The sequence below is a fragment of the Devosia sp. genome, from assembly GCF_048261455.1.
GTDB lineage: Bacteria > Pseudomonadota > Alphaproteobacteria > Rhizobiales > Devosiaceae > Devosia_A.
In genome coordinates, this window is record NZ_JBLXGA010000010.1 from 100,390 (window position 1) to 126,245 (window position 25,856).

Annotated in this window: 27 protein-coding genes; 17 read left to right on the forward strand and 10 right to left on the reverse strand. The window is 63.7% G+C overall.

Annotated features, from left to right (window positions below; translation table 11 throughout):
• Positions 1-50: 50 nt before the first annotated feature.
• On the forward strand, positions 51-581 hold the full coding sequence (locus ACN0TK_RS12140; RefSeq protein ID WP_417309769.1) for a DUF6101 family protein: 531 nt from the start codon (positions 51-53) through the stop codon (positions 579-581).
• 137 nt (positions 582-718) lie between these two features.
• Here ACN0TK_RS12140 and ubiA read toward each other — a convergent pair whose 3' ends face one another.
• The gene (ubiA, locus tag ACN0TK_RS12145) at positions 719-1,657 is read right to left on the reverse strand and encodes a 4-hydroxybenzoate octaprenyltransferase (protein ID WP_417309770.1); all 939 of its coding nucleotides are present in this window, start codon (positions 1,655-1,657) and stop codon (positions 719-721) included.
• A gap of 56 nt (positions 1,658-1,713) precedes the next feature.
• Between ubiA and ACN0TK_RS12150 the strand changes: the two genes are divergently transcribed.
• Both ACN0TK_RS12150 and ACN0TK_RS12155 read left to right on the forward strand, forming a co-directional pair.
• Positions 1,714-2,463, forward strand: a complete 750-nt coding sequence (locus tag ACN0TK_RS12150; RefSeq protein ID WP_417309771.1) for a 16S rRNA (uracil(1498)-N(3))-methyltransferase — start codon at positions 1,714-1,716, stop codon at positions 2,461-2,463.
• A gap of 79 nt (positions 2,464-2,542) precedes the next feature.
• The gene (locus tag ACN0TK_RS12155) at positions 2,543-3,892 is read left to right on the forward strand and encodes a glutamate--cysteine ligase (protein ID WP_417309772.1); all 1,350 of its coding nucleotides are present in this window, start codon (positions 2,543-2,545) and stop codon (positions 3,890-3,892) included.
• Between the two features lie 7 nt (positions 3,893-3,899).
• On the opposite strand, the gene ACN0TK_RS12160 is transcribed toward ACN0TK_RS12155, so the two are convergent.
• From ACN0TK_RS12160 to ACN0TK_RS12170, 3 genes are all read right to left on the reverse strand, one after another.
• Entirely contained in the window at positions 3,900-4,619 is a 720-nt protein-coding gene (locus ACN0TK_RS12160; protein ID WP_417309773.1) for an SDR family NAD(P)-dependent oxidoreductase, read from the reverse strand.
• A 155-nt stretch (positions 4,620-4,774) separates the two neighbouring features.
• The gene (locus ACN0TK_RS12165; RefSeq protein ID WP_417309774.1) at positions 4,775-5,677 is read right to left on the reverse strand and encodes an alpha/beta hydrolase family protein; all 903 of its coding nucleotides are present in this window, start codon (positions 5,675-5,677) and stop codon (positions 4,775-4,777) included.
• 146 nt (positions 5,678-5,823) lie between these two features.
• The gene (locus ACN0TK_RS12170; protein ID WP_417309775.1) at positions 5,824-6,717 is read right to left on the reverse strand and encodes a LysR family transcriptional regulator; all 894 of its coding nucleotides are present in this window, start codon (positions 6,715-6,717) and stop codon (positions 5,824-5,826) included.
• A 116-nt stretch (positions 6,718-6,833) separates the two neighbouring features.
• On the opposite strand from ACN0TK_RS12170, the gene ACN0TK_RS12175 reads away from it, so the two are divergent.
• Positions 6,834-7,466 (forward strand): NADPH-dependent F420 reductase, encoded by a 633-nt coding sequence (locus tag ACN0TK_RS12175; protein ID WP_417309776.1) that lies wholly within the window; start codon positions 6,834-6,836, stop codon positions 7,464-7,466.
• A 12-nt stretch (positions 7,467-7,478) separates the two neighbouring features.
• On the opposite strand, the gene ACN0TK_RS12180 is transcribed toward ACN0TK_RS12175, so the two are convergent.
• From ACN0TK_RS12180 to ACN0TK_RS12190, 3 genes are read right to left on the reverse strand one after another with little or no spacing between them, the layout of a single operon-like run.
• Positions 7,479-8,237, reverse strand: coding sequence for an ABC transporter permease (locus tag ACN0TK_RS12180; protein ID WP_417309777.1), 759 nt, complete (start codon positions 8,235-8,237; stop codon positions 7,479-7,481).
• 29 nt (positions 8,238-8,266) lie between these two features.
• Positions 8,267-9,244 (reverse strand): ATP-binding cassette domain-containing protein, encoded by a 978-nt coding sequence (locus ACN0TK_RS12185; protein ID WP_417309778.1) that lies wholly within the window; start codon positions 9,242-9,244, stop codon positions 8,267-8,269.
• A gap of 37 nt (positions 9,245-9,281) precedes the next feature.
• Positions 9,282-10,190 (reverse strand): LysR family transcriptional regulator, encoded by a 909-nt coding sequence (locus tag ACN0TK_RS12190; protein WP_417309779.1) that lies wholly within the window; start codon positions 10,188-10,190, stop codon positions 9,282-9,284.
• Positions 10,191-10,378: 188 nt separating this feature from the next.
• On the opposite strand from ACN0TK_RS12190, the gene ACN0TK_RS12195 reads away from it, so the two are divergent.
• Positions 10,379-10,618, forward strand: a complete 240-nt coding sequence (locus tag ACN0TK_RS12195; RefSeq protein ID WP_417309780.1) for a hypothetical protein — start codon at positions 10,379-10,381, stop codon at positions 10,616-10,618.
• A 150-nt stretch (positions 10,619-10,768) separates the two neighbouring features.
• Here ACN0TK_RS12195 and ACN0TK_RS12200 read toward each other — a convergent pair whose 3' ends face one another.
• The gene (locus ACN0TK_RS12200; RefSeq protein WP_417309781.1) at positions 10,769-11,476 is read right to left on the reverse strand and encodes a gamma-glutamylcyclotransferase; all 708 of its coding nucleotides are present in this window, start codon (positions 11,474-11,476) and stop codon (positions 10,769-10,771) included.
• Positions 11,477-11,497: 21 nt separating this feature from the next.
• Positions 11,498-12,007 (reverse strand): invasion associated locus B family protein, encoded by a 510-nt coding sequence (locus ACN0TK_RS12205; RefSeq protein WP_417309782.1) that lies wholly within the window; start codon positions 12,005-12,007, stop codon positions 11,498-11,500.
• Between the two features lie 345 nt (positions 12,008-12,352).
• Between ACN0TK_RS12205 and coxB the strand changes: the two genes are divergently transcribed.
• From coxB to ACN0TK_RS12265, 12 genes are all read left to right on the forward strand, one after another.
• Positions 12,353-13,273, forward strand: coding sequence for a cytochrome c oxidase subunit II (coxB, locus tag ACN0TK_RS12210; protein ID WP_417309783.1), 921 nt, complete (start codon positions 12,353-12,355; stop codon positions 13,271-13,273).
• Between the two features lie 53 nt (positions 13,274-13,326).
• On the forward strand, positions 13,327-15,027 hold the full coding sequence (ctaD, locus tag ACN0TK_RS12215) for a cytochrome c oxidase subunit I (protein ID WP_417309784.1): 1,701 nt from the start codon (positions 13,327-13,329) through the stop codon (positions 15,025-15,027).
• Between the two features lie 18 nt (positions 15,028-15,045).
• Positions 15,046-15,975 (forward strand): heme o synthase, encoded by a 930-nt coding sequence (locus ACN0TK_RS12220; protein WP_417309785.1) that lies wholly within the window; start codon positions 15,046-15,048, stop codon positions 15,973-15,975.
• On the forward strand, positions 15,975-16,133 hold the full coding sequence (locus ACN0TK_RS12225) for a hypothetical protein (protein WP_417309813.1): 159 nt from the start codon (positions 15,975-15,977) through the stop codon (positions 16,131-16,133). Before ACN0TK_RS12220 ends, ACN0TK_RS12225 begins: the two co-directional genes overlap by 1 nt.
• A gap of 1 nt (position 16,134) precedes the next feature.
• Positions 16,135-16,689: a cytochrome c oxidase assembly protein gene (locus tag ACN0TK_RS12230; protein ID WP_417309786.1), complete on the forward strand. Its 555-nt coding sequence runs from the start codon at positions 16,135-16,137 to the stop codon at positions 16,687-16,689.
• A 2-nt stretch (positions 16,690-16,691) separates the two neighbouring features.
• Positions 16,692-17,534 carry a cytochrome c oxidase subunit 3 gene (locus ACN0TK_RS12235; protein WP_417309787.1) on the forward strand — a complete coding sequence of 281 codons (843 nt, stop codon included), beginning with the start codon at positions 16,692-16,694 and terminating at the stop codon, positions 17,532-17,534.
• Between the two features lie 93 nt (positions 17,535-17,627).
• Positions 17,628-18,008, forward strand: coding sequence for a DUF983 domain-containing protein (locus ACN0TK_RS12240; RefSeq protein ID WP_417309788.1), 381 nt, complete (start codon positions 17,628-17,630; stop codon positions 18,006-18,008).
• Positions 18,001-18,765, forward strand: a complete 765-nt coding sequence (locus tag ACN0TK_RS12245; protein ID WP_417309789.1) for an SURF1 family protein — start codon at positions 18,001-18,003, stop codon at positions 18,763-18,765. The genes ACN0TK_RS12240 and ACN0TK_RS12245 overlap by 8 nt, the downstream gene beginning before the upstream one ends.
• Before the next feature lie 89 nt (positions 18,766-18,854).
• The gene (gene thrC, locus ACN0TK_RS12250) at positions 18,855-20,261 is read left to right on the forward strand and encodes a threonine synthase (protein WP_417309790.1); all 1,407 of its coding nucleotides are present in this window, start codon (positions 18,855-18,857) and stop codon (positions 20,259-20,261) included.
• Positions 20,258-21,520, forward strand: coding sequence for a M16 family metallopeptidase (locus ACN0TK_RS12255; RefSeq protein ID WP_417309791.1), 1,263 nt, complete (start codon positions 20,258-20,260; stop codon positions 21,518-21,520). The genes thrC and ACN0TK_RS12255 overlap by 4 nt, the downstream gene beginning before the upstream one ends.
• 71 nt (positions 21,521-21,591) lie before the next feature.
• On the forward strand, positions 21,592-22,197 hold the full coding sequence (locus ACN0TK_RS12260; protein ID WP_417309792.1) for a GNAT family N-acetyltransferase: 606 nt from the start codon (positions 21,592-21,594) through the stop codon (positions 22,195-22,197).
• A 73-nt stretch (positions 22,198-22,270) separates the two neighbouring features.
• Complete coding sequence (locus ACN0TK_RS12265) at positions 22,271-25,153, forward strand: EAL domain-containing protein (RefSeq protein WP_417309793.1); 2,883 nt, start codon at positions 22,271-22,273, stop codon at positions 25,151-25,153.
• A 98-nt stretch (positions 25,154-25,251) separates the two neighbouring features.
• On the opposite strand, the gene ACN0TK_RS12270 is transcribed toward ACN0TK_RS12265, so the two are convergent.
• Positions 25,252-25,830 carry a YqgE/AlgH family protein gene (locus ACN0TK_RS12270; protein WP_417309794.1) on the reverse strand — a complete coding sequence of 193 codons (579 nt, stop codon included), beginning with the start codon at positions 25,828-25,830 and terminating at the stop codon, positions 25,252-25,254.
• Positions 25,831-25,856 lie beyond the last annotated feature (26 nt).

The window sequence follows — 25,856 nt, forward strand, 5'->3', positions numbered from 1 at the left end:
CAAAGAGGGCACGACGAAATAAGCTCTCGAAAGTTACAGTGAGGCATATTATGCACCCCAGCGTCGAGATCGAAGGCTCTTCCGTCATCATGCTGTTTGGCGATGGCCGGACCCCGAAGCCCAGGCTTCAGACCCGCCTTTTCGGCCCTGCCAATGACAATGGACCGCGCCAGGCCCAGAAGACCGTGACGGTGCGCCGCCAGCTCGAAAAGAGCGGTGTGGCCATCAAGATCAAGGTGCCTGTCGCCGAGTTCGTCGGTGTTGCGGTCTCCACCAGCATTTCCGAGGAGGGCGTGCTGACCAGCGCCATCGAGCTGCTGCATGACGACCCCGAGCTCAATTATCGCGTGTTCGAAGAGGCCGGAAACGCCAACATCGTCGCCGAATGGCAGAACTGGGGCCGCAAGCTGCGCCTGCCGCTGTTCATCCGCGCTGGCGATGGCAGCCTGCTTGCCTACTCGCAGCAGGTCGATGGTGTAGCCCTTGGCGACAGCACCGAACGGCGCCGCACCGCCGCAGCGGCCGCCCGCCGCCCCCGCTTTCTCAACCGCCGCAAGCCCGGTGAGATGACCACCGCGTGATGCAACCCAAACAAGTTAACCCGCGTTAACTCGTCAAATGCCCGGTCGTGATCCCATGCACGTTTGAACGACCGGAACTCGTAGCGACCTCCAAAACGCTCAATGGGGCTGGTTCGAAAGAACCGGCCCCTTTTTCGTCAGCTGAGCCATCCCGAGACCGCAAGGCAGACCGTAAACGCCAGCCCCACCCAGTGGTTGGAGCGGAACCGCACCAGCGCGTTGGTCGAGTCCTTGGGCTCCAGCGTCAGAAGCTGCCAGCCGAACTGCGCGATGATTGCAGCAAGCCCGAGATAGACCGGCCAGCCGGCCCCGGCGAGCGCCGCTGCCGTGCCCCACAGCACCACGGTGATGGCATAGAAGACGCCGACCAAGAGCCGCGCCTTGTCGCCGAACAACCGGGCCGTCGAGCGCACGCCGATAAGAGCGTCATCCTCGATATCCTGCAGCGCATAGATGGTGTCGTAGCCGATCGTCCACGCAATGGTGCCGATATAGAGCAGGATCGAGGTCAGCGAGATGGCCCCTGTCTGTGAGGACCAGCCCACAAGCGCGCCCCAGGAAAAGGCGAGCCCGAGAAAGAACTGCGGCCACCACGTGACCCGCTTCATGAACGGATAAATGGCGATCAGCGCCAGCGAGGAGGCGCCAAGCAGCACCGTGAACAAGTTGAACTGCAACAGGACGACAAAGCCGATTAGGCCCTGCAGGATCAGAAACACCACCGCATTGCGCTTGCTCACCTGACCCGAGGGAATCGGCCGCGAGCGGGTGCGCGCCACTCTCATGTCGATGTCGGTATCGACGATATCGTTGAAGGTGCAACCGGCCCCGCGCATCACTACCGCGCCGACGAGACACAGCGCCAGCGCCCACCAGTCGAAGGCGCGATCCTGCGGACCGAGCGTCGCCAGCGCGAGGCTGAACCCGCAGGGCCAGAACAGCAGCAGCAGCGGCAGCGGCCGGTCCCAGCGCGCGAGGCGTCCATAGGGCTTGAGCCAGTCCGGCGCGTAACGATCGACCCAATTGCCGCGCTGGGCGTCGGCGACCGTGCCGCCGGGGCTGGAAGGGCTTTGCATGTTCTGTGTCCTGTGCGGTAATGACGGCTCAAAGGCCACCAGTCACGCGTATCACGATGCCGAGATCACACAAATCCCTGCCGCGCCTGTTCGTCGAGGCGCCCCTTTCGGGCGGGAATGCGCTGGATCTCAGCAGAGACCACACGAACTATCTGCTCAATGTGCTGCGGCTCAAGGCGGGTGATGCCCTTATCCTGTTCAACGGCCGCGATGGCGCCTGGATGGCGCGGATCACCTCGGATCATCGCAAGGGCGCCAGCGTCGAACTCGTGGTGCAGACAGCGCACCAGACCGCGCGGCCCGACCTGTGGCTGGGGTTCGCGCCGCTGAAGACCGGGCGGCTCGATTACCTCGTGCAGAAGGCCACCGAGATGGGAGCGGGGGTGATCGAACCGGTGATCACCGAATATACCCAGATGCACCGCCTGCGCCCCGAAAAGCTCGCGGCCAATATCATCGAAGCGGCCGAACAATGCGAAGTGCTGAGCGTGCCGGACCTGGCGCCACAGATCGATCTCGCTGACCTGCTGGGTGGCTGGCGTGAGCGCGAGGGCTTGCGGCGGCTGATCTTTTGCGACGAGGCGGCCGCCTCGGCCTCGCCGGTACGCACGCTGCGCGAGCTCGACGGTCTGCCGGTCGGGCTGCTGATCGGACCCGAGGGCGGATTCTCCGATGGCGAACGCGCCAGATTGCTGGCCGAGGACTTTGTCGTGCCGATCAGCCTCGGACCACGCATCCTTCGGGCCGATACGGCCGTTGTAGCCGCAATGGCGGTGGTGCAATCAACCATCGGTGATTGGCGATAAAGCTTGCTTTGTCTTCGGCGCCGACTATTGTCCGCCGCCAAGCCGGCACAGGTCGGTATCTGATGCCCAAGGGAGCCAAATGGCCGGCGAAGAACATGCCCCGCCCATCGAGTCGCGGACCGATCTGATCGAGGTCATGGCGGCGGGCGGTAAACCCCGCGCCGAGTGGCGCGTGGGAACCGAACACGAAAAGCACGTCTTTCACCGCAACCCGTTGCGCCCCGTTACCTATGGGGGCGAGCAGGGTGTGCGCGCGCTGCTGGAAGGCATTGAGGCGCGGACGCGCTGGCATCCCTTCTTCGATCTCGATAAGCCAATCGGGCTGCGCAACCTGGGCGATATCGGCGGCATCTCGCTGGAGCCGGGCGGCCAGTTCGAACTGAGCGGCGCGCCGCAACTGACGGTGCAGGATTCGGCGGCCGAGTTGGCCAGCCACATGGCCGACTGTCATGCCGTCGGCGACGCGCTGGACATCAATTTCCTCGGCCTCGGCGTGACGCCGCTGTGGGCTGTGTCCGAAATCCCGTCCATGCCGAAATCGCGCTATGCGATCATGACGTCCTATATGGGCAAGGTCGGCAAGCTCGGCACCTCGATGATGTACCGGTCGGCCACGGCGCAGACCAATCTCGACTTCTCCGACGAAGCCGACATGGTGAAAAAGCTGCGCGTCTCGGTGGCACTGCAGCCGGTGGTGACAGCGCTGTTCGCCAATTCGCCCTTCGTCGACGGCAAGCCTTCGGGCTTTCTGAGCTTTCGCTCGGAAATCTGGCGCGACACGGACGCCGACCGCACCGGCATGCTGCCCTTCGCCTTCGAGGATGGCTTCGGTTTTGAGCGCTACGCCGATTATGCGCTTGATGTGCCGATGTATTTCGTCATCCGCAACAACGAATATATCGACGTGGCAGGCGAGGATTTCCGCGCCTTCCTCGCCGGCAAGCTGCCGCAGCTGCCGGGGCAGAAGCCGACGATCAAGGATTGGGAAAACCACCTGTCGACGCTGTTCCCCGAGGTGCGGCTGAAGCAGTTCCTCGAAATGCGCGGCGCCGACATGGGCGATATCCCCCATGTGAACGCGCTCACCGCATTGTGGGTCGGACTGCTCTATGATGAGGCGGCGCTCGACGCTGCGGCTGACTTGGTCAAGGACTGGACGGTCGAAGAACAGGCGGCGATGCGTCAGGAGGTGCCGCGCATGGCGATCCACACCAAGTTCCGCAAGGGCACCGTCGCGGATATGGCGAGGCAGATGGTCGAGATCGCGCGCGCTGGCCTCTCGCGACGCGGCCGAGACGAAGCCTCCTATCTGGCCCCGCTCGAGCAAACGCTCGACAGCGGCAAGACCCAGGCCGAGCGCTGGCTCGACAAATATCACGGCGAGTGGGCCGGTGACCTCACGCGGATCTTCGAGGCGGCCCGGCTGTGAGCCGGGCTTAGCCGCGACCCGCGAGGGTGGAGCGGCCGCCGTCGACGCCGAGAACCTGACCGGTGATCCAGCCGGCGCGCTCCGACAGTAGCAACTCTGCCATCGCCGCGATGTCGTCGGCTTCGCCGAGACGCTGCAGCGGATGCGCCTGTGCCAGCGCGGCGGCCATCTGATCGGTGGCTGTGAGCGCTGCGGCGAGCGGTGTGCGGGTCAGCGACGGCGCCACGCAATTGACCCGGATTTTCGGCGCGAGTTCGGCCGCCATGGCGCGGGTCAGCGCCTCGACCGCGCCCTTGGCCATGGCGATAGAAGCATGTGAGGCAAACCCTCGCGCTGCAGCGACGGAGGAGAACAGCACGATGGAGGCCTGTTCGGACGCCTTCAGGGCCGGCAGGGCGGCGCGGATGGCCTGCGCGGCACCCAGCGCGTTCAGTCGGTAGTCTGCAAGGAAATCCTCGTCCGTGGTGCGCCCCAGCGGCTTGAGCGTGATGGAGCCTACGGCATAGACCAGCCCGGTGAGCGGCGTTCCGGCATCGGCGACCGCCTGTGACAGATGCGCGTCGTCCAGCACATCACCCACGGTGGTGCCTGCATTGAGCTCTTTGCCGAGCGCTGCGAGCTTTTCGCCATTGCGCCCGGCCAGATGCAGCTTCGTGCCACCCGTCGCGAGACGTCGCGCCAGCGCTGCGCCAATGCCGCCGGTGGCTCCGAAAATGAGAACTGTCACTGGATCCTGCTCCGCTTCAGGTGGCTTTCGTAGCGAAGCTACGGTGCGAAGCGGGCATTGGTTTCACAATCACGCCCTTGAGCGGGGCGATCTCATAGGCAGCCGACCACGTGCCGGCGAGAGACGGCGCCCCAGAGGGCGCCGCCGAAGTGCACTCAGAGGTTGCTCGAGAAGAAGTCGGCGAACGAATTCTCGACGAGGGCGCTGACCTCCGGCTGGTCGCTGTAGAAGCCATAGCCATGGTCGGCCTCGGGGACGATCACCGAACTGGCCTCCGGGTAGGCGGCAGCCACGTCGGCGATCTGGTCGGCGGGGATGACGTTGTCCTTGTCGCCGCTGACGATCAGCATGGGGCCGGTATAGGCGCGGTCGCCATCGAGCGGGATGGAATCCAGCATGCCGTCGAACCAGGCGAGGCTGAGCTGCTGCTCCTGCCCGTACTGCGTGGTGTAGTCGGCATAGCCCTGCTCTTCGGCCTCGGCGTAAAGCCGTTCGTACTCGTCTTCGCTGCCGGCGAGCATCAGGGCGAGATCCTTGCCGGGATCAGCCGACGGGGCGAGCAGGCCGACGGCCTTGTACGGATTGTCATCGGCTTCGACGATGGTCAGCGTGACGCGGCCGCCCATGCTGTAGCCGAGAATGCCGAGCTTGTCGGGATCGACCGGGTAGTTCTCGACGAGGTAGTCGCGGCTCGCGTCGGAATCCGACACCATGCTGTCGAGCGTCTGGTCGGTCCAGGGCGACGTACTGTCACCGACACCGGCGAAATCCATGCGGATGGTTGCGAGACCGGCCTCGGCGAGGGCATTGGCGAGCCGTTCGAAGCCGCCGCCTTCCTGCCGGCCGCCGCCATGGCCGTGGTTCATCACCACGGCGGGGAAGGGGCCGTCACCATCGGGAATCACGACGGTTGCCGGCACTGCGCGATCGCCGTTCATCACGGTGACATCGGTGCTGGTCTGGGCCAGGGCGGCGACGCTTGACGTCGCCAGGAGGGAGGCGGCGACGAAGAGGGTCGCGGCGGGCTTGAGCATCGGCATGTTAGGGAGGGTTTTCATGATGGGCGTTACCTAAATTCACTGACGTCCCGACAGTGAACCGCGCAGAAAAAGTGTCAAGTCGATCGCCCTGCAACTTTCGGGCAGCACCCATGCGGCGCCGTCCTGGAGTTGCCCCCCTGTGGCTCGAGGCGGTGGGGTGCGCCTCAGGGTCTGGGGAAAGCCGCGACCAGCATGTCGAGAAAAGCGCGCAGCTTGGCCGTCGGGCGGCGATCCGGGGCATAAAGCACATGCATCGGCCAGGACGGCGCCTGCCACTCAGGCAGCAGCTGTTCCAGCCTGCCATCCGCGAGATAGGGATCGAGCAACACTTCGGCGCCCATGACGATGCCGCTACCGGCTTCGACCGCATGCAGCATGGCGCGCGAGTCGTTCATCCGGATCTGGCCATGGACGGTTACCTCTTCCGTCCGACCGTCGCGGGTAAACCGCCAGGTCCGGTTCGAACTCTCGCTCGACCCGAGATAGACGATGCACTGATGCTCGGCGAGGGCCTGCGGGTCGCTCGGGCGACCGTGTGTGCGCACATAGGCGGGTGCGGCGCAGATCGTCAGGCGGTAGGGGGCGAGCGGACGGGCAATCAGTGACGAGTCCGGCAGTTCGCCGACGCGCACCACGGCATCGAAGCCCTCTTCGATCAGGTCGACCTTGCGATCGCCGAGGATTAGATCAATCTCGACGGCCGGAAATCTCTCGGCGTAGCGGACGAGGAGCGGCGCGATGCAGGCGCTGCCGAAGGTGACCGGGGCATTGATCCTGAGACGGCCGCGCGGTTCGACGGAGATATCTTCGGCGAGCGCATCCGCGGCCTCCACTTCAGCGATGATGATGCGGCACTGCTGGTAATAGGCGCGGCCGAGTTCGGTGAGGTTCTGCCGCCGGGTGGTGCGATTGATCAATCGGCCAGACAAGCGCGCCTCGAGTTCGGCGACGTGCTTGCCCACCATTTGCGCGGACATGTCGAGCTCGGCTGCCGCAGCGGCGAAAGAGCCTTTGTCGGCGACCTTCACGAAGACAGCGATGCTGGCGAGGCGATCCATGATTGCAAACCATGAGTTTCGAGTGATGCGATCTGGAGTCGATTTATCATGAAACGTCAGGGAATTACACAGGCGACATGGCGTTGAGACACGCTGCTGCATTTCAGGAGTAGATCATGCGGATCGGAATTATCGGCGCCGGCTTCGTCGGCCAGAACGTCGCCAAGCTTGCAATTGCCCAGGGGCATGAGGTGATGCTGAGCAATTCACGCTCGCCGAAAACCCTGTTCAGTGTTGCGGCTGCGCTCGGCAGCAAGGTCGGCACGGCGCAGGAGGCGGCGGCGTTCGGCGAAATTGTGCTGCTCGCCGTGCCCATGACCGCTTTGGCCGACGTGCCGGGCGAAGCACTGGCGGGAAAGATCGTCATGGACGCCAACAATTACTACCCGCAGCGCGACGGCCAGATCGCGGAACTTGACGCGCACCGGATCACCACCAGCGAGCTGGTCGCGCAGCACTTGCCGCGGGCGCATGTCGTAAAGGCATTCAGTGCCATTCGCGCGGTCGAGCTCTTCGCGGGCGCAAGACCGGCCGGCGACGCCGAGCGACGGGTTCTGCCCATTGCCGGCGACAGCGAAGAGGCAAAGCGCGTCGTCATCAAGCTGACCGAAGAGCTCGGCTACGAGGCCTACGATGCCGGCGCACTAGCGGACAGCTGGCGCTTCGAGCGCGATCAGCCCGCCTATTGCGTGCCGCTAGATCGCGCGGGGATGACGCAGGCCCTTGCGGCGGCCAGACGGGATCTGTAGCCGCCGCGGCGCCTACTTCGTCTGCGCCGTCAGCACGCGATTGCCGAACCAGGCACCGAGGACGACGAGGGCGATGGCGAGGATCAGCCCGATGCCGACGATGGGGTTGGTGAAGTCGCTGCGGAACACGGCACGCAGCGCTTCGACGATATGCTTGAACGGGTTGAAGTTGGAGAGCGTCTGCAGCCAGCCCGGCGCCAGCGTCATCGGCAACAGGATGCCGGAGAGCAGCAGGATCGGCAGGGCGAGCGAGTTGAGCATCGGCGCCAGAGCATCTTCGCTCTTGGTGGCGATGCCCACCGCGTTGGAAATGAACGAAAAGGCGGCGCCGAGCAGCGCAACGAGGACGAGCCCGACGAGGAAGGCGACGATGGGGATGCGCAATCCCATGAAATAGGCCGCACCACACAGCACGCAGGCCTGAACCGCAATCACGACGACATCGCGCAGCGAGCGGCCGGTGATAATGGCCCAGCGCGAGGCGGGCGTGACAAGCTGCCGCTCGATGACGCCGGAACGCCATTCGGCAATGATCCCGAAGCCGACGAACAGGCCGCCGAAAATGCCGAGCTGAACTAGAAGACCGGGCACGAAAATCTGCCAGGCGTCACCTTCGATGGCCGTGGTTTTCGCGACAGTCTGCAGCAGGGGTCCGAACAGCGTCAGGTAGAGAATGGGCTGCAGCAGCCCGATCGCCACCCACAGCGGCTGGCGGATCGAGGCTCGCATCGAGCGCGAGAAGATCGAGATCGTGTCGCGAGCAAAACTCATGTCCGTGTCTCCGTTGGGTCGTACGGCGGTCAGTCGCGCAGCGAGCGGCCGGTGAGGGTGAGGAACACATCGTCGAGCGTCGGCCGGTTCACGTCGACGCCGATGGCATCGATATTGTCGCGCGTCAGCCGGCCGAGAAGGACGGGCAGGGCGGTGGCCCCCTCCGGCACGTGGAAGCGCACGACATGGGTCTCGGTGACCGGGGTGTCCGCGCCCTCCAGCGAGGCGGCAATGGCCGCGGCCGTGTTGGCGTCCTCAGTGCTGCGCAGCGTCAGCGTGATCGTGTCGCCAGAGACTTTCTTCTTGAGCTCGGCCGGCGTGCCCTCGGCGACGATGGCGCCATGGTCGATGACCAGCAGCCGGTCAGAGAGGGAATCGGCTTCATCCATGTAATGGGTGGTGAGGAACACGGTTGTGCCGAACTCGTCTCTCAGCTGGCGGATATGCGTCCACAGGTTCGCGCGGCTCTGCGGATCGAGACCGGTGGAGGGCTCGTCAAGAAACACCAGCCGCGGCTGATGGATCAGCCCCATGACGATATCGAGCCGACGGCGCTGGCCGCCCGACAGCGAGCCGCAGGAGCGGGTCCAGATGTCGTCGAGATCGAGGGCCGAGAGCAGGGACTGGGCGCGGCGTTTCGCTTCGGCCGGCGCGATGCCATAGAGCTCGGCATGCGAGACGATCTCTTCGCCGGCGCGGGCCTCGCTGGAGGTGGAGCCGGCCTGACTGACATAGCCGATCTTGCGGCGCACGCCGAGCGGATCGCGCCTGAGGTCGGAGCCAACGACCGTGGCCGTGCCGTCGGTTGGCGCGATCAGGGTGCACAGCATTTTCAGCGTCGTCGTCTTGCCGGCGCCATTGGGGCCGAGGAAGCCGACGATCTCGCCCTCATAGACGGTGAGGTCGATGCCGCGCACCGCATCGATGGTCTTGCCCTTGGCGCCGCGCGCCTTGAAGCTGCGCTTGAGGCCGCGCGCCTCGATGATCGGCGTTCGTGCTTCGCTCATCCTGCGTCCCTGAAAGGCGTCTGTTCCGGCGGTGCGGCTATTCGGCCGCGATGGCGTTCGCCGAAATGCTGTCGGGCAAGTGGTCCTGCCCGTCAAGATTGCCCATGGCCGCGATGATGTGGTTGGCCAGCGCGTCATAGATGCTGCCATAGGCGTGGCTGGCGCGCATGATGGCGATTTCGGCATCCCGCAGCCGGGGCAGGTTGCGATCCTCCGCGATGATCCGCATGCCCGGCTGCAGCGCGCTTTCTGGGAGGAAGCCGACGGCGAGATCTGTCAGCACCGCACTGGCGATCGCCATGGCGTTGGACGAGGTATAGGCGATCCGGTAGTCGCGCCCGATCCGGTTGAGCGCTTCGATGGCGTTTTCCTTCCAGCAGCACTTGAGCCCACCGGCGATCGGCAGCGGGTCGGTGCTCAGCGCCTGACCGCCATGCGAGGCGACCCAGAACATCCGCTCGCGCCGGAACAGCTCGCCATACTCGTGATTGGTGCCCTGGGTGAAAACGATCAGGTCGTACTTCCCCGTCGCCATGCCCTCGAGCAGTTCCTCGGACGGCTGGCAGCGCACGTCGACGACGATCTTGGGGTGGGTGCGCTGAAAGCTGGACAGGATCACCGGCAGCAGCCGCACCGCGTAGTCATCGGGTACGCCGAAGCGGATGGAGCCCTGCAGGTCGCCGTCGGAGAACTGGTCGATGATCTCCGCATTGATCCGCAGCATGCGCCGCGCCAAGGCATAGAGGGCCTCGCCGCGCTCGGTGAGGCTGACGGTGCGGCCGTCGCGGCTGAGCAGGCTTTCCTCAAGCCGCTCCTCGAGCCGCTTGATCTGCATGGACACAGCCGACTGTGTCTTGTTCACCCGGCGCGCCGCCTCGGTGAAACTGCCGCAATCGGCAATGGCACAGAAACTTTGCAACTGGTCGAGATCGAGCGGGGCAGCCATCCAAGTCTCCATCACAGTTTTTGATGAGTAGGATGAAATCTATTTGTTGGACGAATGTGACGCAAGTCCCTAGTTTTGCGGTCAACGGTGGTTGAGGCCATCGTCCCTGGCCGCCACGCTGTTGTGGGGCCTCAGCACCTGAATGGAGAAGGACCATGGTCCACTTGCTGTCTAGCGAGCGGCCTGCGATGGCTGCCGCGTCTTCGTCCCCGTTTGCCGCCGTGGTGAACTGGTTCGTCAAACTGCGCGCTGATCGCGCCCGACGGGCCACCTACGAGTCGCTCCTCACTCTTGAGAACAGCCGCCTCGACGATCTTGGCATTACCCGCCAGGACCTGTTCGAGGCGATGAATGCGCCGTCGCGCGCGGCTGGGCTGAAGCTGGCCCGCAGCCGCTCCGAGAGCGCCCGCAACTGGCTCGATCGCTGATCGCGCCTCACCGCATGGCACGATCTTCCCGATCGTCCCATCTGAGCTCGGCTGTTTCAGTCAGCTCTGTTTCCTGATGAACTGCCGGGTCTTCGGACCCGGCTTTTTTCGTTCTGGCAAACGCAAGCCATGACGGGCCTCGGGCGGCCGTCACGCCATCTGGTATTGCGTCTCGATGCGCTCGGCGACCATCTCCTGCAGCCGCCACAGATGGGGATCGTGGATGCCGAGGTCCTCGAGGTGGCGGACGGTCTGGTAGAGATATTCGGCCATCGAGCCGCGGGCGCCGACGGCAGTGGCCAGCACATCGGCAATTGCCGGCTCGTCGAGCCCGCTGACATAACGCCCACTGTTGCGATCGATGCAGAAGGTGAGCGCAGTGATCGTTCCGCCTTCGGACTGCACGTTGACCCAGCGGGGCGGGAAGGGCGACGGCTTGAGGCCCATTTCGCGCCGCACCAGCTTGTCGAGGCATTCTTCGAGCTTTTCGGTGGGCAGCCGGTAGAGGGCGCCCTTGCAGCTGCCGCCGCGATCGAGCGCCAGCATGAGCCCCGGGTTTTCCACCGAACCGCGATGCCTTGTGTTCCAGCCGAGGCAGAATGCGCGATGCCAGCCGCGCAGCAGCCCGGTGCGGATTTCGACGACGTCGCAGGCCGGCTTCCAGATCAGCGAACCATAGGCGAAGACCCAGATCTGGCCCGAGCCGTCGCTGCCGGCGAGGATCTCCGCGACATACTGCCGGTAGTCATCGTCGGTCGCAAAGACCAGACCCGGTGGCGGGCCGGGCTCGACCATCTCGCGGACGAGACGGGCCACATGGTCCTCTGTCAGGCGCATGGCCGCCGGGCTTGGGGGCATGGGTGGAGAAAGTCTCCCTGCTCAGGGCAGTTGTTCGAATCCGTCCTTGAACCCGTTCAGCGAGACCGGAATGCCGATGCCTTCTTCCGGGGTGCGGAACACCACGAAGATCGCATTCGTGCCCGACGACAGGGTGCCGATCAGGGTTTCGTCGAGCACCACCTCGGCGACGCAGCCATTGGGGAGGCAGCGCACAAAGGGCACCCGGCCGATATCCTTGCCGTCGATATTGAGCCCCAACTGATTGGGGAGCAAGACCCCCAGCGGCGCCAGGACGCGCAGCAGGCGCACCTGCTGGTCGGCTGTCTTCAAGACGATGACGCTGAGCCCGATATTCGCCTGATCTTCCGCCGAGACGTTCTGGATCAGCGCGCATTGCTCGAAACTGGCGCCCGGCGGTGTGTCGCAGCTCATCTGCCAGTCGCCATACTGCGCCTTTACCACGCCCTGCGCGAGCGGCGCCGTCGCAGAAAGCACTGCGAGGACCAGCCCACCGACGGCAGCAACGACGGCCTGCTTGAAATTCAGCATCAACACAAATCCCTGTTCATCTCGCGAATCGCCCGACGCGGGGCAGGTTTCAGCCTGTCTCGGTCGCTCGGTGAAGCCTGTCAACCGGCGCGATCCTGTGGCCTTTGGCAATGCAGCGCACACCACTGGCAATTTGCGGCAGGCTTGAGGCAAATCAATGCGCGGCGCAATTTGCCGCACAGTCAGGGTCAGGCGTGAATTGCCTTGCGATCAGCGATGTGGTTTAGACACATTCCAAGTTTCAGCGCTCCGAGGTTGAGTCGGGGCGGCGTTTCCTATGCCGCAGAATCACACCTCAACCTGTCGCGCGAAGACAAGACCTGACGGGTTCTCAAGGGGGTTCTAGTGACCGGCAAGCTTCTCCGTTCGATCAGCGCCGTTTCGGCGGCAGCCGCCGCGCTGCTGCCAGTAGTTGCGAGCGCGCAGGAGGTGGGGGCGCCCATTCCCGGCGCAATCGGTCTGCAGCCATCGGTGACGCCGATCATGGATTCGATCCATGCGTTCCACGATGGTCCGCTGCTTTGGACCTCGATCCTTATTGCCACCCTCGTGTTGGTGCTGCTCATTGTCGTGATGGTGCGCTTCAACGCCAAGGCGAACGCAACCCCGTCAAAGACCTCGCACAATACGCTGATCGAAGTGATCTGGACCGTGGCGCCCGTGCTGGTTCTGGTGATCATTGCCATCCCGTCCTTTGCGGTGCTGACCGACCAGCTGACCATCCCTGACGGCGAGCGCAAATATCTGGGCAAGAACATCTTCTCGTTCGGTGACGTCGACGTTCCGGCCCCCGGCCTGACCGTCAAGGCGATCGGCCAGCAGTGGTACTGGGACTACGAGTATGTCGACGAGGGGCAGTCCTTCTCCTCCAGCATGCTCAAGGAAACCAGCTCAGACGGTATTGACCGCCCGACCCTCAAGCCCGACCAGCCGCGTCTGCTGGCTGTGGACAATGAGATGGTCGTGCCGGTCGACACCACGGTGCGCGTGGAAGTGACCGCCGATCCGACCGGCGTGATCCACTCGTTCGCCATGCCGTCGTTCGGCATCAAGGTCGACGCCGTGCCCGGCAAGCTGAACGAGACATGGTTCTATGCCCGTAAGGAAGGCATCTATTACGGCCAGTGCTCTGAACTGTGCGGTAAGGATCACGCCTTTATGCCGATTGCCATTCGCGTGGTGAGCCAGGCGGAATATGATATGTGGATGACGACGCTGCAGGCCGGTTTTGTCGACGACGCCAACGCGACGCTGCCGCCGCTCTGAGCGGCAAAGACCTGACTGTCCGCACGCAAAGTTACTAAGGGAACGCTGAGAAAATGGCCGACACTCATACCCTGGAAGCCCACGGGAGCGCCTCACAGCCCCACGCTGCCCATGAACATCACGGGCACCCGACGGGCTGGCGCCGCTATGTGCTGTCGACCAATCACAAGGACATCGGCACGATGTACCTTATCTTCGCGATCTGCGCGGGTGTGATTGGTGCCTTGCTGTCAGGTGCCATGCGCCTCGAACTGCAGGAGCCGGGCATCCAGATCTTCCACGGTCTCGCGGCCATGGTCTACGGTGCATCCGGCGATGCCGCGCTCGATGCCGGCAAGCACATGTACAATGTGTTCACCACGGCGCACGCGCTGATCATGATCTTCTTCATGGTCATGCCCGCCATGATCGGCGGTTATGGCAACTGGTTCGTGCCGCTGATGATCGGCGCGCCTGACATGGCCTTCCCGCGCATGAACAACGTGTCGTTCTGGCTGCTGCCGCCGGCATTCCTGCTGCTGGTCATGTCGATGTTCTTTGAGGGGCCCGTGGGTGCCCTTGGCGTCGGTGGTGGCTGGACCATCTATCCGCCCTTCTCTACGTCCGGTCAGCCGGGGCCCGCGATGGACTTCGCGATTCTCAGCCTGCATATCGCGGGTGCGAGCTCGATCCTCGGCGCAATCAACTTCATCACCACAATCTTCAACATGCGTGCCCCGGGCATGACGCTGCACAAGATGCCGCTGTTCCCGTGGTCCGTGCTGGTGACGGCGTTCCTGCTGCTGCTCTCTCTGCCGGTTCTGGCAGGTGGCATCACCATGCTGCTGACCGACCGCAATTTCGGCACCACCTTCTTCGAGCCCTCGGGCGGCGGTGATCCGATCCTGTTCCAGCATCTGTTCTGGTTCTTCGGCCATCCCGAAGTGTACATCCTGATCCTGCCGGGCTTCGGCATCATCAGCCACATCGTGTCCACCTTCTCGCGCAAGCCGGTCTTCGGCTACCTCGCGATGGTCTACGCCATGGTCGCGATTGGTGCCGTCGGCTTCATCGTGTGGGCGCACCACATGTATACCGTAGGCATGAGCCTCGACGTGCAGCGATATTTCGTTGCAGCGACGATGGTGATCGCCGTCCCGACGGGCGTGAAGATCTTCTCGTGGATCGCCACCATGTGGGGCGGCTCCATCAGCTTCCGCCCGCCCATGCTGTGGGCAATCGGTTTCATCTTCCTGTTCACCGTCGGCGGTGTGACTGGTGTGACGCTGGCCAATGCCGGTGCCGACCGTGCGCTGCACGACACCTATTTCGTTGTGGCCCACTTCCACTACGTGCTGTCGCTCGGCGCCGTGTTCGCCATCTTCGCGGCCTGGTACTACTGGTACCCGAAGATGTTCGGCATCATGTACAACGAGACGCTGGCCAACGCGCACTTCTGGATCACCTTCATCGGTGTGAACCTCGTGTTCTTCCCGCAGCATTTCCTCGGCCTGGCCGGCATGCCGCGCCGCTACATCGACTATCCGGATGCCTTCGCGCTGTGGAACCGCGTCTCCTCGATCGGCTACTACATCACCTTCGTCGGCCTGGTAGTGTTCCTCTACCTGCTGTTCGAGGCTGCGCGTAAGAAGCGTCCGGCTCTGGCCAATCCGTGGGGCGATGGCGCAACGACGCTGGAATGGACGCTGCCGTCCCCGCCGCCGTTCCACCAGTTCGAGACGCTGCCGCGCATCGGCGCCAGCTCGAACCACTAAGACCGAAAGGCAACCTTATTGGCCTATGTTGACGACAGTCAGAACATCCCCGCGCTAGCGGACGGGGCTCGGGTGGGTGACTATGTCGCCCTGCTCAAGCCGCGTGTGATGTCTCTGGTCGTCTTCACGGCCTTTGTCGGGCTGCTGCTGGCACCGGGTGGCATCCACCCGGTGGTCGGTCTGATCGCCATCCTGTGCATCGCCATCGGGGCAGGGGCCTCCGGTGCGCTGAACATGTGGTACGATTCCGATATCGACCGGGTGATGAGCAGAACGGCCAACCGCCCGATCCCGGCGGGCCGGATCGAACGCGATCACGCCCTGGTGCTTGGCCTCGTGCTGTCGAGCTTCTCGGTGGGGCTTCTGGGGCTGGCGACCAACTGGGTCGCTGCCGGTCTGCTGGCTTTCACCATCTTCTTTTACGCCGTGATCTATACGGTCTGGCTCAAGCGCTCCACGCCGCAGAATATCGTGATCGGTGGCGCTGCCGGCGCCTTCCCGCCCATGGTGGGGTGGGCCGCGGTGACCGGATCGGTCAGCCTCGAAAGCTGCGTGCTGTTCCTCATTATCTTCCTGTGGACCCCGCCGCATTTCTGGGCGCTGGCGCTCTACAAGCAGGCCGACTACGGCGCCGCCAAAGTGCCAATGCTGCCCAACGTGGCGGGCGAGCCGGCGACCAAGCTGCAGATCGTGCTCTACTCCGTGGCACTGGTCGTCTCGACCCTGGCACCGGCGCTGCTCGGCTTTGCCGGGGTGATCTATGCGGTGGTGGCGAGCGTGCTCGGCGCGACCTTCCTGTGGCTGGCGTGGAAGCTGTTCCGCACCCAGGAGAGCAAGGCCATGCGCCTCGCGGCACGGCGCGTCTTCACCTTTTCGCTGAGCTATTTGTTCGTGGTCTATCTCGCCCTGGTGGTGGATCACGTGGTCCGCATGCTGGGATGGCTATGATGAGTGAACCCGTCAACACGACCCTGAGCCCCGAAGCACTGGCGCGCCGTCGCAAGCGTTCCATCGCGCTCGCGCTGACACTCGGCGCCCTGGCGATCATTTTCTACGTGCTGACGATCGTCAAGATGGGCCCTGGCATTTTCGACCGGGTGCTCTGAGATGAGCGACGCGACCCTGCCGCACGGCAACAGCAACAACAACCGCGTTGCGCTGATCCTGGCCGGGCTGGTCCTCGGAATGATTGCGCTCGCCTATGCTGCCGTGCCGCTTTACCAGATATTCTGCCAGGTCACCGGTTTCGGCGGAACAACGCAGGTTTCGGACGGCAACCCGAAGGGCGCCATCGCCCGCGATATGACGGTCCGCTTCGATTCCAATGTCGAAAGCGGCCTGCCGTGGCGCGTAACCCCGGCCAAGCCCGTGACCGACAAGATCGGCAATGTGGAAACGATCAATTTCGTCGCCACCAATCTGACCGACAAGCCCGTTACCGGACAGGCGATCTTCAACGTCACGCCGGAAGCCACGGGCATCTATTTCAACAAGATCGAGTGCTTCTGCTTTACCGAGCAGACGCTGCAGCCGGGTGAAACCGTGCAAATGCCGGTGACATTCTTCGTCGATCCCGATATCGCAGATGATCAGGATCTCGACACCATCAAGACGATCACCCTGTCTTATACGTTCTACGCCGCTCAAACCCAGGGAAGCTGAACATGGCAGCCCATGCCAAGCCAAACCACGACTACCACCTCGTAAATCCGAGCCCCTGGCCTTTCGTCGGGTCGGTGTCGGCCTTCATCACTGCCGTCGGCGCCATTCTGTGGTTCCACGACATCATGCCCGTGTGGCTGATGCTGATCGGTTTCGTGGGCATCTTCTACACGTTCTATGCGTGGTGGAGTGACGTCGTTCACGAAGCCGAGGAGGGCGACCATACCCCGGTGGTGCAGATGCATCACCGCTACGGCATGATCCTGTTCATCGCCTCGGAAGTGATGTTTTTCGTCGCGTGGTTCTGGGCCTATTTCGACGGCTTCTTCAACCAGGCTGCGCCCGAGCAATACGCCCGTATCGACGCCCTGGGCACCAATTGGCCGCCGATTGGTGTCGAGCTTTTCGACCCTTTCCACCTGCCGCTGTTCAACACGCTGATCCTGCTGACGTCTGGCACCACGGTGACCTGGGCGCATCATGCGCTGCTGCACAATGACCGCAAGGGCCTCAAGGCCGGTCTCGCACTGACCGTTGCGCTGGGCATTCTGTTCACCTTCGTGCAGTTCATCGAGTACTCGTCGGCCGGCTTCTCCTTCACCGGGAACCTGTATGGCGCGACCTTCTTCATGGCGACGGGCTTCCACGGCTTCCACGTGCTCGTTGGCACGATTTTCCTGCTCGTCTGCCTGGCCCGCGCGCAGGCCGGCCAGTTTACCCCCAAGGCGCATCTCGGCATGGAGTTCGCCGCCTGGTACTGGCACTTCGTGGACGTCGTCTGGCTGTTCCTGTTTGCCTCGATCTATGTCTGGGGCAGCTGGGGCGTGCCGATCCATCACGGCTGATCCCGACGGAATCTCCAAAATTCGGGAGGGCGCGGCCACGGTCGCGCCCTTTGCATTTCGGGCTGCCGGCAGCCCCAGACAAAGGCACATCCCATGAGCCAACCAGATCGCCCAGAGCACCTGCCGTCCGCCTTTGCCACGGGCCTGGCCTGTCGCTGTCCCCGCTGCGGCGAGGGGCCGCTGTTCTCCGGCTATCTCAAGACGGTGAAGCGCTGCGAGAGCTGCGGTCTTGATCTCACCTGGGCCGCGGAAACCGAAGGCCCTGCAGTGTTCATCATCCTGATCGTCGGCTTCGTGATCGTGGGTGCGGCCGGCGTGGTCGAGGCATTGTTCCATCCGGCACCATTCGTTCACCTGCTGCTCTGGTTGCCGGGAACGGTGATCCTGTCGCTGCTCCTGATGCGGCCGCTCAAGGCGCTGATGGTCGCGCTGCAGTTCCACAACAACTCCGGCGAAGGCCGCCTCGATGAATGATGCGCCGGTGACGGCTCAAGCGGCACGCCCACGTGCCAACTGGCCCTTTGTCGTGTTCATGCTGGTGCTGATGGCGATCTTTATCGCGCTCGGCACCTGGCAGATCGCGCGGCTTGGCGAAAAGGAAGCGCTGATCGAGGCCGTGGAATCGCGGCTGGATCTGCAGCCGATTGGTCTGCCGCCATCCTCGGAATGGGCCGGGTTCGATCCCGAGCCCTATATCTATCGCACCGTAAATGCCTCGGGCACCTGGCTGCCCGACGGTACGGTGCTGGTGTTTACCAGTCTGGGCGAGGCGCGCGGCCCCTATTCGGGGCCCGGCTATTGGGTCATGACGCCCCTGGCACTCAGTGGTGGCGGTACGGTCTTCGTCAATCAGGGCTTCGTGCCGCAGGCTTCGGGTTCGGCCTTTGCCGGCGGCGGTCCGCTGCCGACAGGGCCGGTGACAGTCCGCGGCGTCGTGCGTGAGGCCGAACGGCCCAGCGCCTTTACGCCGGGGATGGATGGGGCCAGGCGGATCGACTGGATCCGTGATCCACAGCGCTTGGCTGGCCTCGCGCCGGATGCACCGCGTCCCATCGCGCCCGTCTTTATCGATCTGCCTGCGGGGGGCGAGGGGGCGCTGCCGCAAGGGGGCGAAACGCGACTGGAATTTCCAAATAATCATCTCGGCTATGCGATCACCTGGTTCGGTTTTGCTATTCTTGTTCCGATCCTTTTGTGGTTCTGGTTCCACCGGCAGCGCTCTGCTGCATGAATCTTGAATAGGCGGGGCCCTTTCACTAGGGTGCGCCAATCCCGACAGCATGCGACGCATGCGCATAAGAAAATGGGGCACCCCCCGCAATGCAGTTCCAATCGACGCGCGGCCGCGCAGCCGTGCTTGGGTTTTCCGACGCCATTCTGGCCGGTCTGGCAGATGACGGTGGACTCTATCTGCCGGTCAGCTGGCCGCAGCTGACACCCGAAGAGATCGCGGGTTTCGCCGGGCGCCCCTATGCCGAGGTGGCATTCGAGATCATCTCGCGTTTCGTCGATGGAGAGATCGACGATGCGGCACTACGTGACATCATCGATGCCGCCTATGCCGGTTTCCGGCATCCCTCCGTGGCGCCGCTTGTCGAACTGGCGCCGGGCCATTTCGTGCTGGAACTATTCCACGGGCCCACCCTAGCCTTCAAGGACGTGGCCATGCAGCTGCTGGCGCGGGTGATGGATCACATCCTCACCGAGCGCAAGGCGCGCGCCACCATCGTCGGCGCGACTTCTGGCGACACCGGGTCGGCCGCCATCGAGGCCTTCCGTGGCCGCGACAACATCGACATCTTCATCCTGCATCCGAAGGGGCGCACCTCGGAGGTGCAGCGCCGGCAGATGACGACGGTTCTGGACGACAATGTCCACAATATCGCGATTGAAGGCACGTTCGACGATTGCCAGGCGATCGTGAAGCAGATGTTTGCCGATCCGGCATTTCGCACCGAGACGCGACTGTCCGGCGTGAACTCGATCAACTGGGGCCGGATCGTCGCCCAGATCGTTTATTACTTCACCGCTGCGGTGTCGCTGGGCGCGCCGCTGCGCAAGGTCAGCTTCGTGGTGCCGACGGGCAATTTCGGCGACATCTTCGCCGGCTATTGCGCCCGCCAGATGGGCCTGCCGATCGAAAAGCTGGTGATTGCCACCAATTCCAACGACATCCTGGCGCGCACGCTCGAGACCGGGCGGTACGAGACGGGAACCGTCACCCCGACCATCAGCCCGTCGATGGACATTCAGGTGTCCTCCAATTTCGAGCGCCTGTTGTTTGAGGCCATGGAGCGTGACGGGGCCGGCGTCGAGCGCCTGCTGCAGGGGCTGCGCCAGTCGGGCGGCTTTGAAGTTCCCGCGGCCGCGATGAAGTACATTCGCGCCGGCTTTGCCGCGGGGCGTACCGACGAGCCTGAGACCACGGCAACGATTGCGCGCATCCACGAAACCGCCGGCTACCTGCTCGATCCGCATACGGCTGTCGCCGTGTCGGTGGCTGAACGGTTGGCACCCGAGCAGGCGCCGGTCATTACGCTCGGTACGGCACATCCTGCCAAGTTTCCGGCCGCCGTCACCGCGGCTTCGGGCATTGAACCGGCCTTGCCGTCGTGGTTGGCTGACCTTTACGATCGACAAGAGCGCTACGACGTGCTCGGCAACGACAATGGTGAAGTGCAACGCTTCATCGCAGCCCGAACGCGGGCGCAGGAGGAGCTGATTTGACCGTACGGAGTACCACGCTCGACAACGGCATGACCGTTCTCACCGACGACATGCCGCATCTGGAGAGCGCGTCGCTCGGCATCTGGGTCAAGGCCGGTTCCCGCAGCGAGACGGAAGCCGAACACGGCATCTCGCACATGCTCGAACATATGGCGTTCAAGGGCACGTCGAGCCGCAATGCGATGGACATCGCCTCGGCGATCGAAAATGTCGGCGGTGATCTCAACGCGGCGACCTCGGTCGAGCATACCGGCTATTTCGCCCGGGTGCTCAAGGAGGACGTGAAGCTCGCTGGCGACATCCTGTCGGACATCCTGCAGAACTCGCTTTTCGACCAGACCGAATTGCTGCGCGAGCAGCAGGTGATCGTGCAGGAGATCGGCGCGGCGCGCGACAATCCCGACGACCACGTGTTTGATCTGTTCCAGCAGGCGGCCTTTCCCGAACAGGCGATCGGACGCACCATCCTTGGATCGGTGGAATCGGTGCGCGGCTTCGGCCCGGACTCGATCCGCGCCTATCTGGACCGCAATTATGTCGGTGACCGCATGGTGCTGAGCGCCTCGGGCAATGTCGATCACGACCAGCTGGTCGATGTCGCCAGCCAGCGCTTTCACAAGCTGAAGGCCTCCGGCGCCCCGGACCCGCAGATGGCTGCCTATGTCGGGGGTGAACAGCGCCTCGTATCGGATCACGAGCAGGCCCATATCGTCATGGGATTCGAGGGGCGGGCCTATAATTCGGACGGCTTTTACGCCGTGCAGATTCTGGCTTCGATCCTCGGCGGCGGTATGAGCTCGCGCCTGTTCCAGGAAATCCGCGAACGCCGCGGCCTGTGCTACTCGGTCTATGCGTTCCACTGGGCCTTTGCCGACTCGGGGATTTTTGGCGTCGCCGCCTCCACTGGCGAGAATGAAGTGAATGAGCTGATCCCGGTGATTGTCGATGAGTTGCGCCGTGCAGCCGAGACCATTACCGACGAAGAAGTGATCCGCGTCCGCAACCAGATTCGCGCCGGCTTGCTGATGTCGCTCGAAAGCCCATCCTCGCGCGCCGGCCAGCTGGCACGGCAGCAGATACTCTGGGGGCGCCCAATTGCGTTGCAGGAAACGGTGGAGCGGATCAATCGCATCACCGCCGATCGCGTGAAGCAGGTGGCCAGGCAGATATTTGAGGCGGGAAAAGTGTCGCTCGCCGGTATCGGCCCAGTGGCGCATCTGCCCGATTATCGCGATATTGCGAGCAAGATGAAATCGTGACGCGCCGCGCACCAGCCGGCGTTCAGCCTATGGCCACAGGTTTCGAGCGCTGACGGAGCGGCAGGATCGTGATGCTCGGCTGGTTCTCCCGTGACGATACACCGGTTCTGACCGGCAAGACTCTGACGCTGCGCGCGCCTCGCCGATCGGACTATCCTGCCTGGCAGGAGCTGCGACGGTCCAGTCGGGACTTCCTGAAGCCCTATGAGCCGCGCTGGAGCGAAATGGATCTGAATCGGCGGCTTTATCTGAGCCGCATCCGTCGTTCAGCCCAGGAAGCCAGGGCCGGGACGGACTACAGCTTCTTCATTTTCACAACGATCGATGGGCGCGAACAGCTAGTGGGGGGCATTACCTTGTCGAACCTGCGGCGCCGCGCGGCACAATTCGTCAATCTTGGTTACTGGATGGGCGAGCGCTTCGCCGGCAGCGGCATGATGACCGAAGCGGTAGGTGTGGTCGTACCGTTCTGCTTCGAGTCACTTGGCCTCAACCGTATCCACGCGGCATTTTTGCCCGATAACATGGCCAGTCGTCGTGTTCTTGAAAAAAACGGATTCAAGGAAGAAGGCTACGCCGAACGCTATCTGCAGATCGACGGCAGATGGGCCGACCATGTGCTGTTTGCGCTGACCCGCGAGCGCTACGACGCGTCGCGGCGTATGACGGGGCACTAGCGCTTGTCCCATGTCGGAAACCCCGCTACTCAGGTTACCTATTCATGACCGCGGCAGGAATGATTTTACGCTAATGCGTCACATCCTCCACTTCGCGATGTGTATTGCGTTCGCACTGGCCGGGACCCTGTCCGCCCACGCCTTCGACGTCATTACCGCGCCGGAAAATGTCAACGCCGTCAATATGACGGGCGTTGTCGATGTCGTTCCTGGCGAGGACGGCAAGGTGCAGCTGTCGACGGCCCCGGGCGAAGACGGCATCATCCGGCGCATCGAAGTGCTGGCCTCGGAAGGCGGGACCAATCCGAACTGGGCGCTGTTCGCGCTGCGCAATGATTCCGACGTGCAGATCGAACGGCTCGTCGTGGCGCCATTCTTCCGGCTGCCGGGCTCGGGCGTCTTCCGCCCGGACCTCGGTGCGGAACGCATAAAATTCCTCACGCCAAGCGCCGGCCTGCGCCCCACACGGTTGACCGACCGTGAGGCCGATGTCTTCGAGGTGGTGATCGATCCCGGTGCGACGGTGACCTTCGTCGCCGAACTGGCCAGCGACACGCTGCCCGAACTCTATCTGTGGCGGCCCGACGCCTATCGCGACTACGTCAACTCCTTCACCCTGTTCCGCGGCGTGGTGCTCGGCGTTGCGGCGCTGGCGGCTGTGTTTCTCACCATCATGTTCGTGGTGAAGGGCAGGGGCATCTTCCCCGCAACGGCGGCCTTTTCCTGGGCGGTGCTGACCTATCTGCTCACCGATTTCGGTGTGCTAGGACCTTTGCTGGGGATTTCCAACGGCGCCGTGCAGCCTTTCAGGGCGGCGGCCGAGGCGGGCATCGCCACGACCCTGTTCGGGTTCCTCTTCATCTATCTGAACCTGCATCGCTGGCATCTGCGCTTCATTCATCTGGCGCTGGCGCTGCTGGTCGTATTCCTGATGCTGTTCGGCTTTGCCTTCTTCCAGCCCTCGATCGCCGCCACGGTGGCGCGTCTGGTGCTGGCGCTGCTCGGCCTCACCGGTTTTTTCCTGATCCTGCTGCTGGCGCTGCGCGGCTACGACCGCGCCGTGCTGCTGGTGCCGACCTGGATCATCTATATCGCCTGGCTGTTCTACGCCTGGATGGTGGTGACCGGTCAGGTCTCGAACGACGTGGCGCAGCCGGCAGTGGCCGGTGGCCTGGTGCTCATCGTCATGCTGCTCGGGTTCACCTCGGTGCAGCACGCCTTTTCCGAAGGGCAGGTGTCGATCGGTACGCTGTCGGAAGTGGAGCGCCGGGCGCTGGCGCTCACCGGCTCGGGCGATTTCGTTTTCGACTGGAATATCGAGCGTGATCGCGTGGCGGTGTCCGATGAACTCGGCACCCGGCTCGGGGAACGGCGCGGCGCCCTGCGCGGCTCGATCAAGCGCTGGCTCGATCGGGTTCATGCCGAGGATCGCGATCGCTTCCGCACCGCCTTCGACACGCTGGTCGAACTGCGCCGCGGCAAGGTGTCGGCCGATGTCCGGCTGACGGCGCATGATGGCACCTACCGCACCTTCCGCATGCGGGTGAAACCGGTGTTGGGTGGCGACGGTCAGGTGAACCGTATCGTCGGCACGCTGCAGGACGTTACTGAGGATCGCGCCAGCCGCCAGCGCCTGCTGCACGACGCCGTGCATGACAGCCTGACCGGCCTGCCCAACAAGCAATTGTTCCTTGATCGGCTCGAACGGTCGCTAGTGCGCTCGCGCCAGCCAAATGGACACAAGCCGGCGGTGTTTCTCATCGATATCGACCGCTTCATGGAGCTCGAGGAACGCGTCGGGCATTCGGCGGCCGATTCGGTGCTGCTGGCGATTTCGCGGCGCATCGCCCGGATCATGCGGCCCCTCGATACGGTGGCGCGGCTGGGCGGTGACCAGTTCGGTGTGATTCTCGCGTCGGAGCAGGCAGCCGGCAAAATTGCCGAGACAGCCGAGCAGATCCGAAAGGCGCTGAAATCGCCGTTCAACTTCGGCGATCGTGACCTGAGCCTGACGGCGTCGATCGGTGTGACCATCTTCGACGGTAACCCTGTCGCCGCGCCCGAAGTGCTGCGCGATGCTGAACTCGCGATGTATTACGCCAAGCGCCTCGGCGGCGACCGGATCGAAGCCTTCCGTGCTTCGGCGCGATCGATCGCTGCCTATTCCAAGGCCAGCGAAGAGGATCTCGACCGCGGGCTGCGCCAAGGCGAGCTGGCCGTGCAGTTCCAGCCGATCATGGACATTCACAGCGGCACCATTGCCGGCTGCGAGGCGCTGATGCGCTGGAACCACCCGCAGCGTGGCCTCGTGCCGCCGGAAGAGTTCGTGCCACTGGCCGAGCGTAGCGGCATGATGGAACGGCTGGGGCGGCTTGCCTTCGAGCAGGCAGCCGGGCAGGCACGTGAGTGGGCTTCGCAATTCGCGCTTCCCGACGAGTTCTTCGTTTCGGTCAATCTGTCGCCGACGCAGCTGGCGACCGAAACCCTGCTCAACGACATGCGAGCGCTCGTTTCCGACAACCGCCAGTTGGCACGCCACCTCAAGCTCGAGGTGACCGAAAGCCAGGTGATGAGCAATCCCGAGCATTCGGCCTACGTCCTGCATGCGTTGCGTGCGCTCGGACTGGGGCTGGCGCTCGACGATTTCGGCACCGGCAATTCTTCACTGAGCTATCTGCATCGCTTCCCCTTCGACACAATCAAGATCCCGGCGCCTTTCGTGCAGTTGAGTGACGAGAGCGGGATTTCGCACACCCAGGTGCCGATCATCCGCTCGATCGTGACGCTGGCGAGCGAACTCGACATGTCTGTGGTCGCCGAGGGTGTCGAAACCATCGATGAGGTGGAGCGGCTGCAGCAACTCAATTGTCAGTATGCGCAGGGCTTCGCTTTCGGCGCTGCGATGAGCGGCCCTGAACTGGGCAAGCGCCTCGCCTCGCAGTTCACCGGGCGGTAGGGTTAGACGCCCTCGGCACTGACGGCCGCCCAGGCCGCGGCGACGGTGATGGCGATATCAGCATCCTCCAGACGGCGCGGCGGGTTGAGGGCCTGCGCTCAGGCCGTGCCCGACGTCGTGCTGAGGCTGGCGCGGGTGATGCCGAGTTGGCCAAGGGCCGCCTCGTAGCGGGCTTCGATGGGCATGTCGAACAGCAGGTCGCGCGACGAGGGCACGGTGAGCCAGCCATTGCCGGCCAGTTCGGTTTCCAGTTGCCCCGGGCTCCAGCCGCAATATCCCAAAGCAAAAAGCGCCTCGCTGGGCTCGTCGTCAAAGGCGATGGCCTTGAGCACGTCGAGCGTGGCGGTCAGGCAGATGTCGTCAGTGACGACGTAGGAATTGCCGGCCTTGAAGTAATCGGCGGAGTGCAGGACGAAGCCGCGACCCTTCTGCACGGGCCCGCCACGCAGAACCTGCCGGTTCTTGATCGTGTCGGACAGATGGATCAGCTCTTCCGTCTCGCCGAGCTTCAGTTCTTCGAGGATATCGGCAAAGCGCATGTCCTCAAGGCTCCGGTTGACCACCAGACCCATGGCCCCTTCGTCGCCATGGCCTACCATGTAGATGACGGTCTCGCGAAAGCGGTCATCGCCCATGCTGGGCATGGCAACAAGAAACTGGCCTTTGAGCGACTCCATGGCAGGTCCTCCGGCGCACCCTGGCA

What these genes read in the sequence shown, in the direction of transcription:
- ACN0TK_RS12140 (WP_417309769.1), top strand. Translation starts at nt 51, where the DNA reads ATGCACCCCAGCGTCGAGATCGAAGGCTCTTCCGTCATCATGCTGTTT.
- ubiA (WP_417309770.1), bottom strand. Translation starts at nt 1,657, where the DNA reads ATGCAAAGCCCTTCCAGCCCCGGCGGCACGGTCGCCGACGCCCAGCGC.
- ACN0TK_RS12150 (WP_417309771.1), top strand. Translation starts at nt 1,714, where the DNA reads ATGCCGAGATCACACAAATCCCTGCCGCGCCTGTTCGTCGAGGCGCCC.
- ACN0TK_RS12155 (WP_417309772.1), top strand. Translation starts at nt 2,543, where the DNA reads ATGGCCGGCGAAGAACATGCCCCGCCCATCGAGTCGCGGACCGATCTG.
- ACN0TK_RS12165 (WP_417309774.1), bottom strand. Translation starts at nt 5,677, where the DNA reads ATGAAAACCCTCCCTAACATGCCGATGCTCAAGCCCGCCGCGACCCTC.
- ACN0TK_RS12170 (WP_417309775.1), bottom strand. Translation starts at nt 6,717, where the DNA reads ATGGATCGCCTCGCCAGCATCGCTGTCTTCGTGAAGGTCGCCGACAAA.
- ACN0TK_RS12175 (WP_417309776.1), top strand. Translation starts at nt 6,834, where the DNA reads ATGCGGATCGGAATTATCGGCGCCGGCTTCGTCGGCCAGAACGTCGCC.
- ACN0TK_RS12180 (WP_417309777.1), bottom strand. Translation starts at nt 8,237, where the DNA reads ATGAGTTTTGCTCGCGACACGATCTCGATCTTCTCGCGCTCGATGCGA.
- ACN0TK_RS12185 (WP_417309778.1), bottom strand. Translation starts at nt 9,244, where the DNA reads ATGAGCGAAGCACGAACGCCGATCATCGAGGCGCGCGGCCTCAAGCGC.
- ACN0TK_RS12190 (WP_417309779.1), bottom strand. Translation starts at nt 10,190, where the DNA reads ATGGCTGCCCCGCTCGATCTCGACCAGTTGCAAAGTTTCTGTGCCATT.
- ACN0TK_RS12195 (WP_417309780.1), top strand. Translation starts at nt 10,379, where the DNA reads ATGGCTGCCGCGTCTTCGTCCCCGTTTGCCGCCGTGGTGAACTGGTTC.
- ACN0TK_RS12200 (WP_417309781.1), bottom strand. Translation starts at nt 11,476, where the DNA reads ATGCCCCCAAGCCCGGCGGCCATGCGCCTGACAGAGGACCATGTGGCC.
- ACN0TK_RS12205 (WP_417309782.1), bottom strand. Translation starts at nt 12,007, where the DNA reads ATGCTGAATTTCAAGCAGGCCGTCGTTGCTGCCGTCGGTGGGCTGGTC.
- ctaD (WP_417309784.1), top strand. Translation starts at nt 13,327, where the DNA reads ATGGCCGACACTCATACCCTGGAAGCCCACGGGAGCGCCTCACAGCCC.
- ACN0TK_RS12225 (WP_417309813.1), top strand. Translation starts at nt 15,975, where the DNA reads ATGAGTGAACCCGTCAACACGACCCTGAGCCCCGAAGCACTGGCGCGC.
- ACN0TK_RS12230 (WP_417309786.1), top strand. Translation starts at nt 16,135, where the DNA reads ATGAGCGACGCGACCCTGCCGCACGGCAACAGCAACAACAACCGCGTT.
- ACN0TK_RS12235 (WP_417309787.1), top strand. Translation starts at nt 16,692, where the DNA reads ATGGCAGCCCATGCCAAGCCAAACCACGACTACCACCTCGTAAATCCG.
- ACN0TK_RS12240 (WP_417309788.1), top strand. Translation starts at nt 17,628, where the DNA reads ATGAGCCAACCAGATCGCCCAGAGCACCTGCCGTCCGCCTTTGCCACG.
- ACN0TK_RS12245 (WP_417309789.1), top strand. Translation starts at nt 18,001, where the DNA reads ATGAATGATGCGCCGGTGACGGCTCAAGCGGCACGCCCACGTGCCAAC.
- thrC (WP_417309790.1), top strand. Translation starts at nt 18,855, where the DNA reads ATGCAGTTCCAATCGACGCGCGGCCGCGCAGCCGTGCTTGGGTTTTCC.
- ACN0TK_RS12260 (WP_417309792.1), top strand. Translation starts at nt 21,592, where the DNA reads ATGCTCGGCTGGTTCTCCCGTGACGATACACCGGTTCTGACCGGCAAG.
- ACN0TK_RS12265 (WP_417309793.1), top strand. Translation starts at nt 22,271, where the DNA reads ATGCGTCACATCCTCCACTTCGCGATGTGTATTGCGTTCGCACTGGCC.
- ACN0TK_RS12270 (WP_417309794.1), bottom strand. Translation starts at nt 25,830, where the DNA reads ATGGAGTCGCTCAAAGGCCAGTTTCTTGTTGCCATGCCCAGCATGGGC.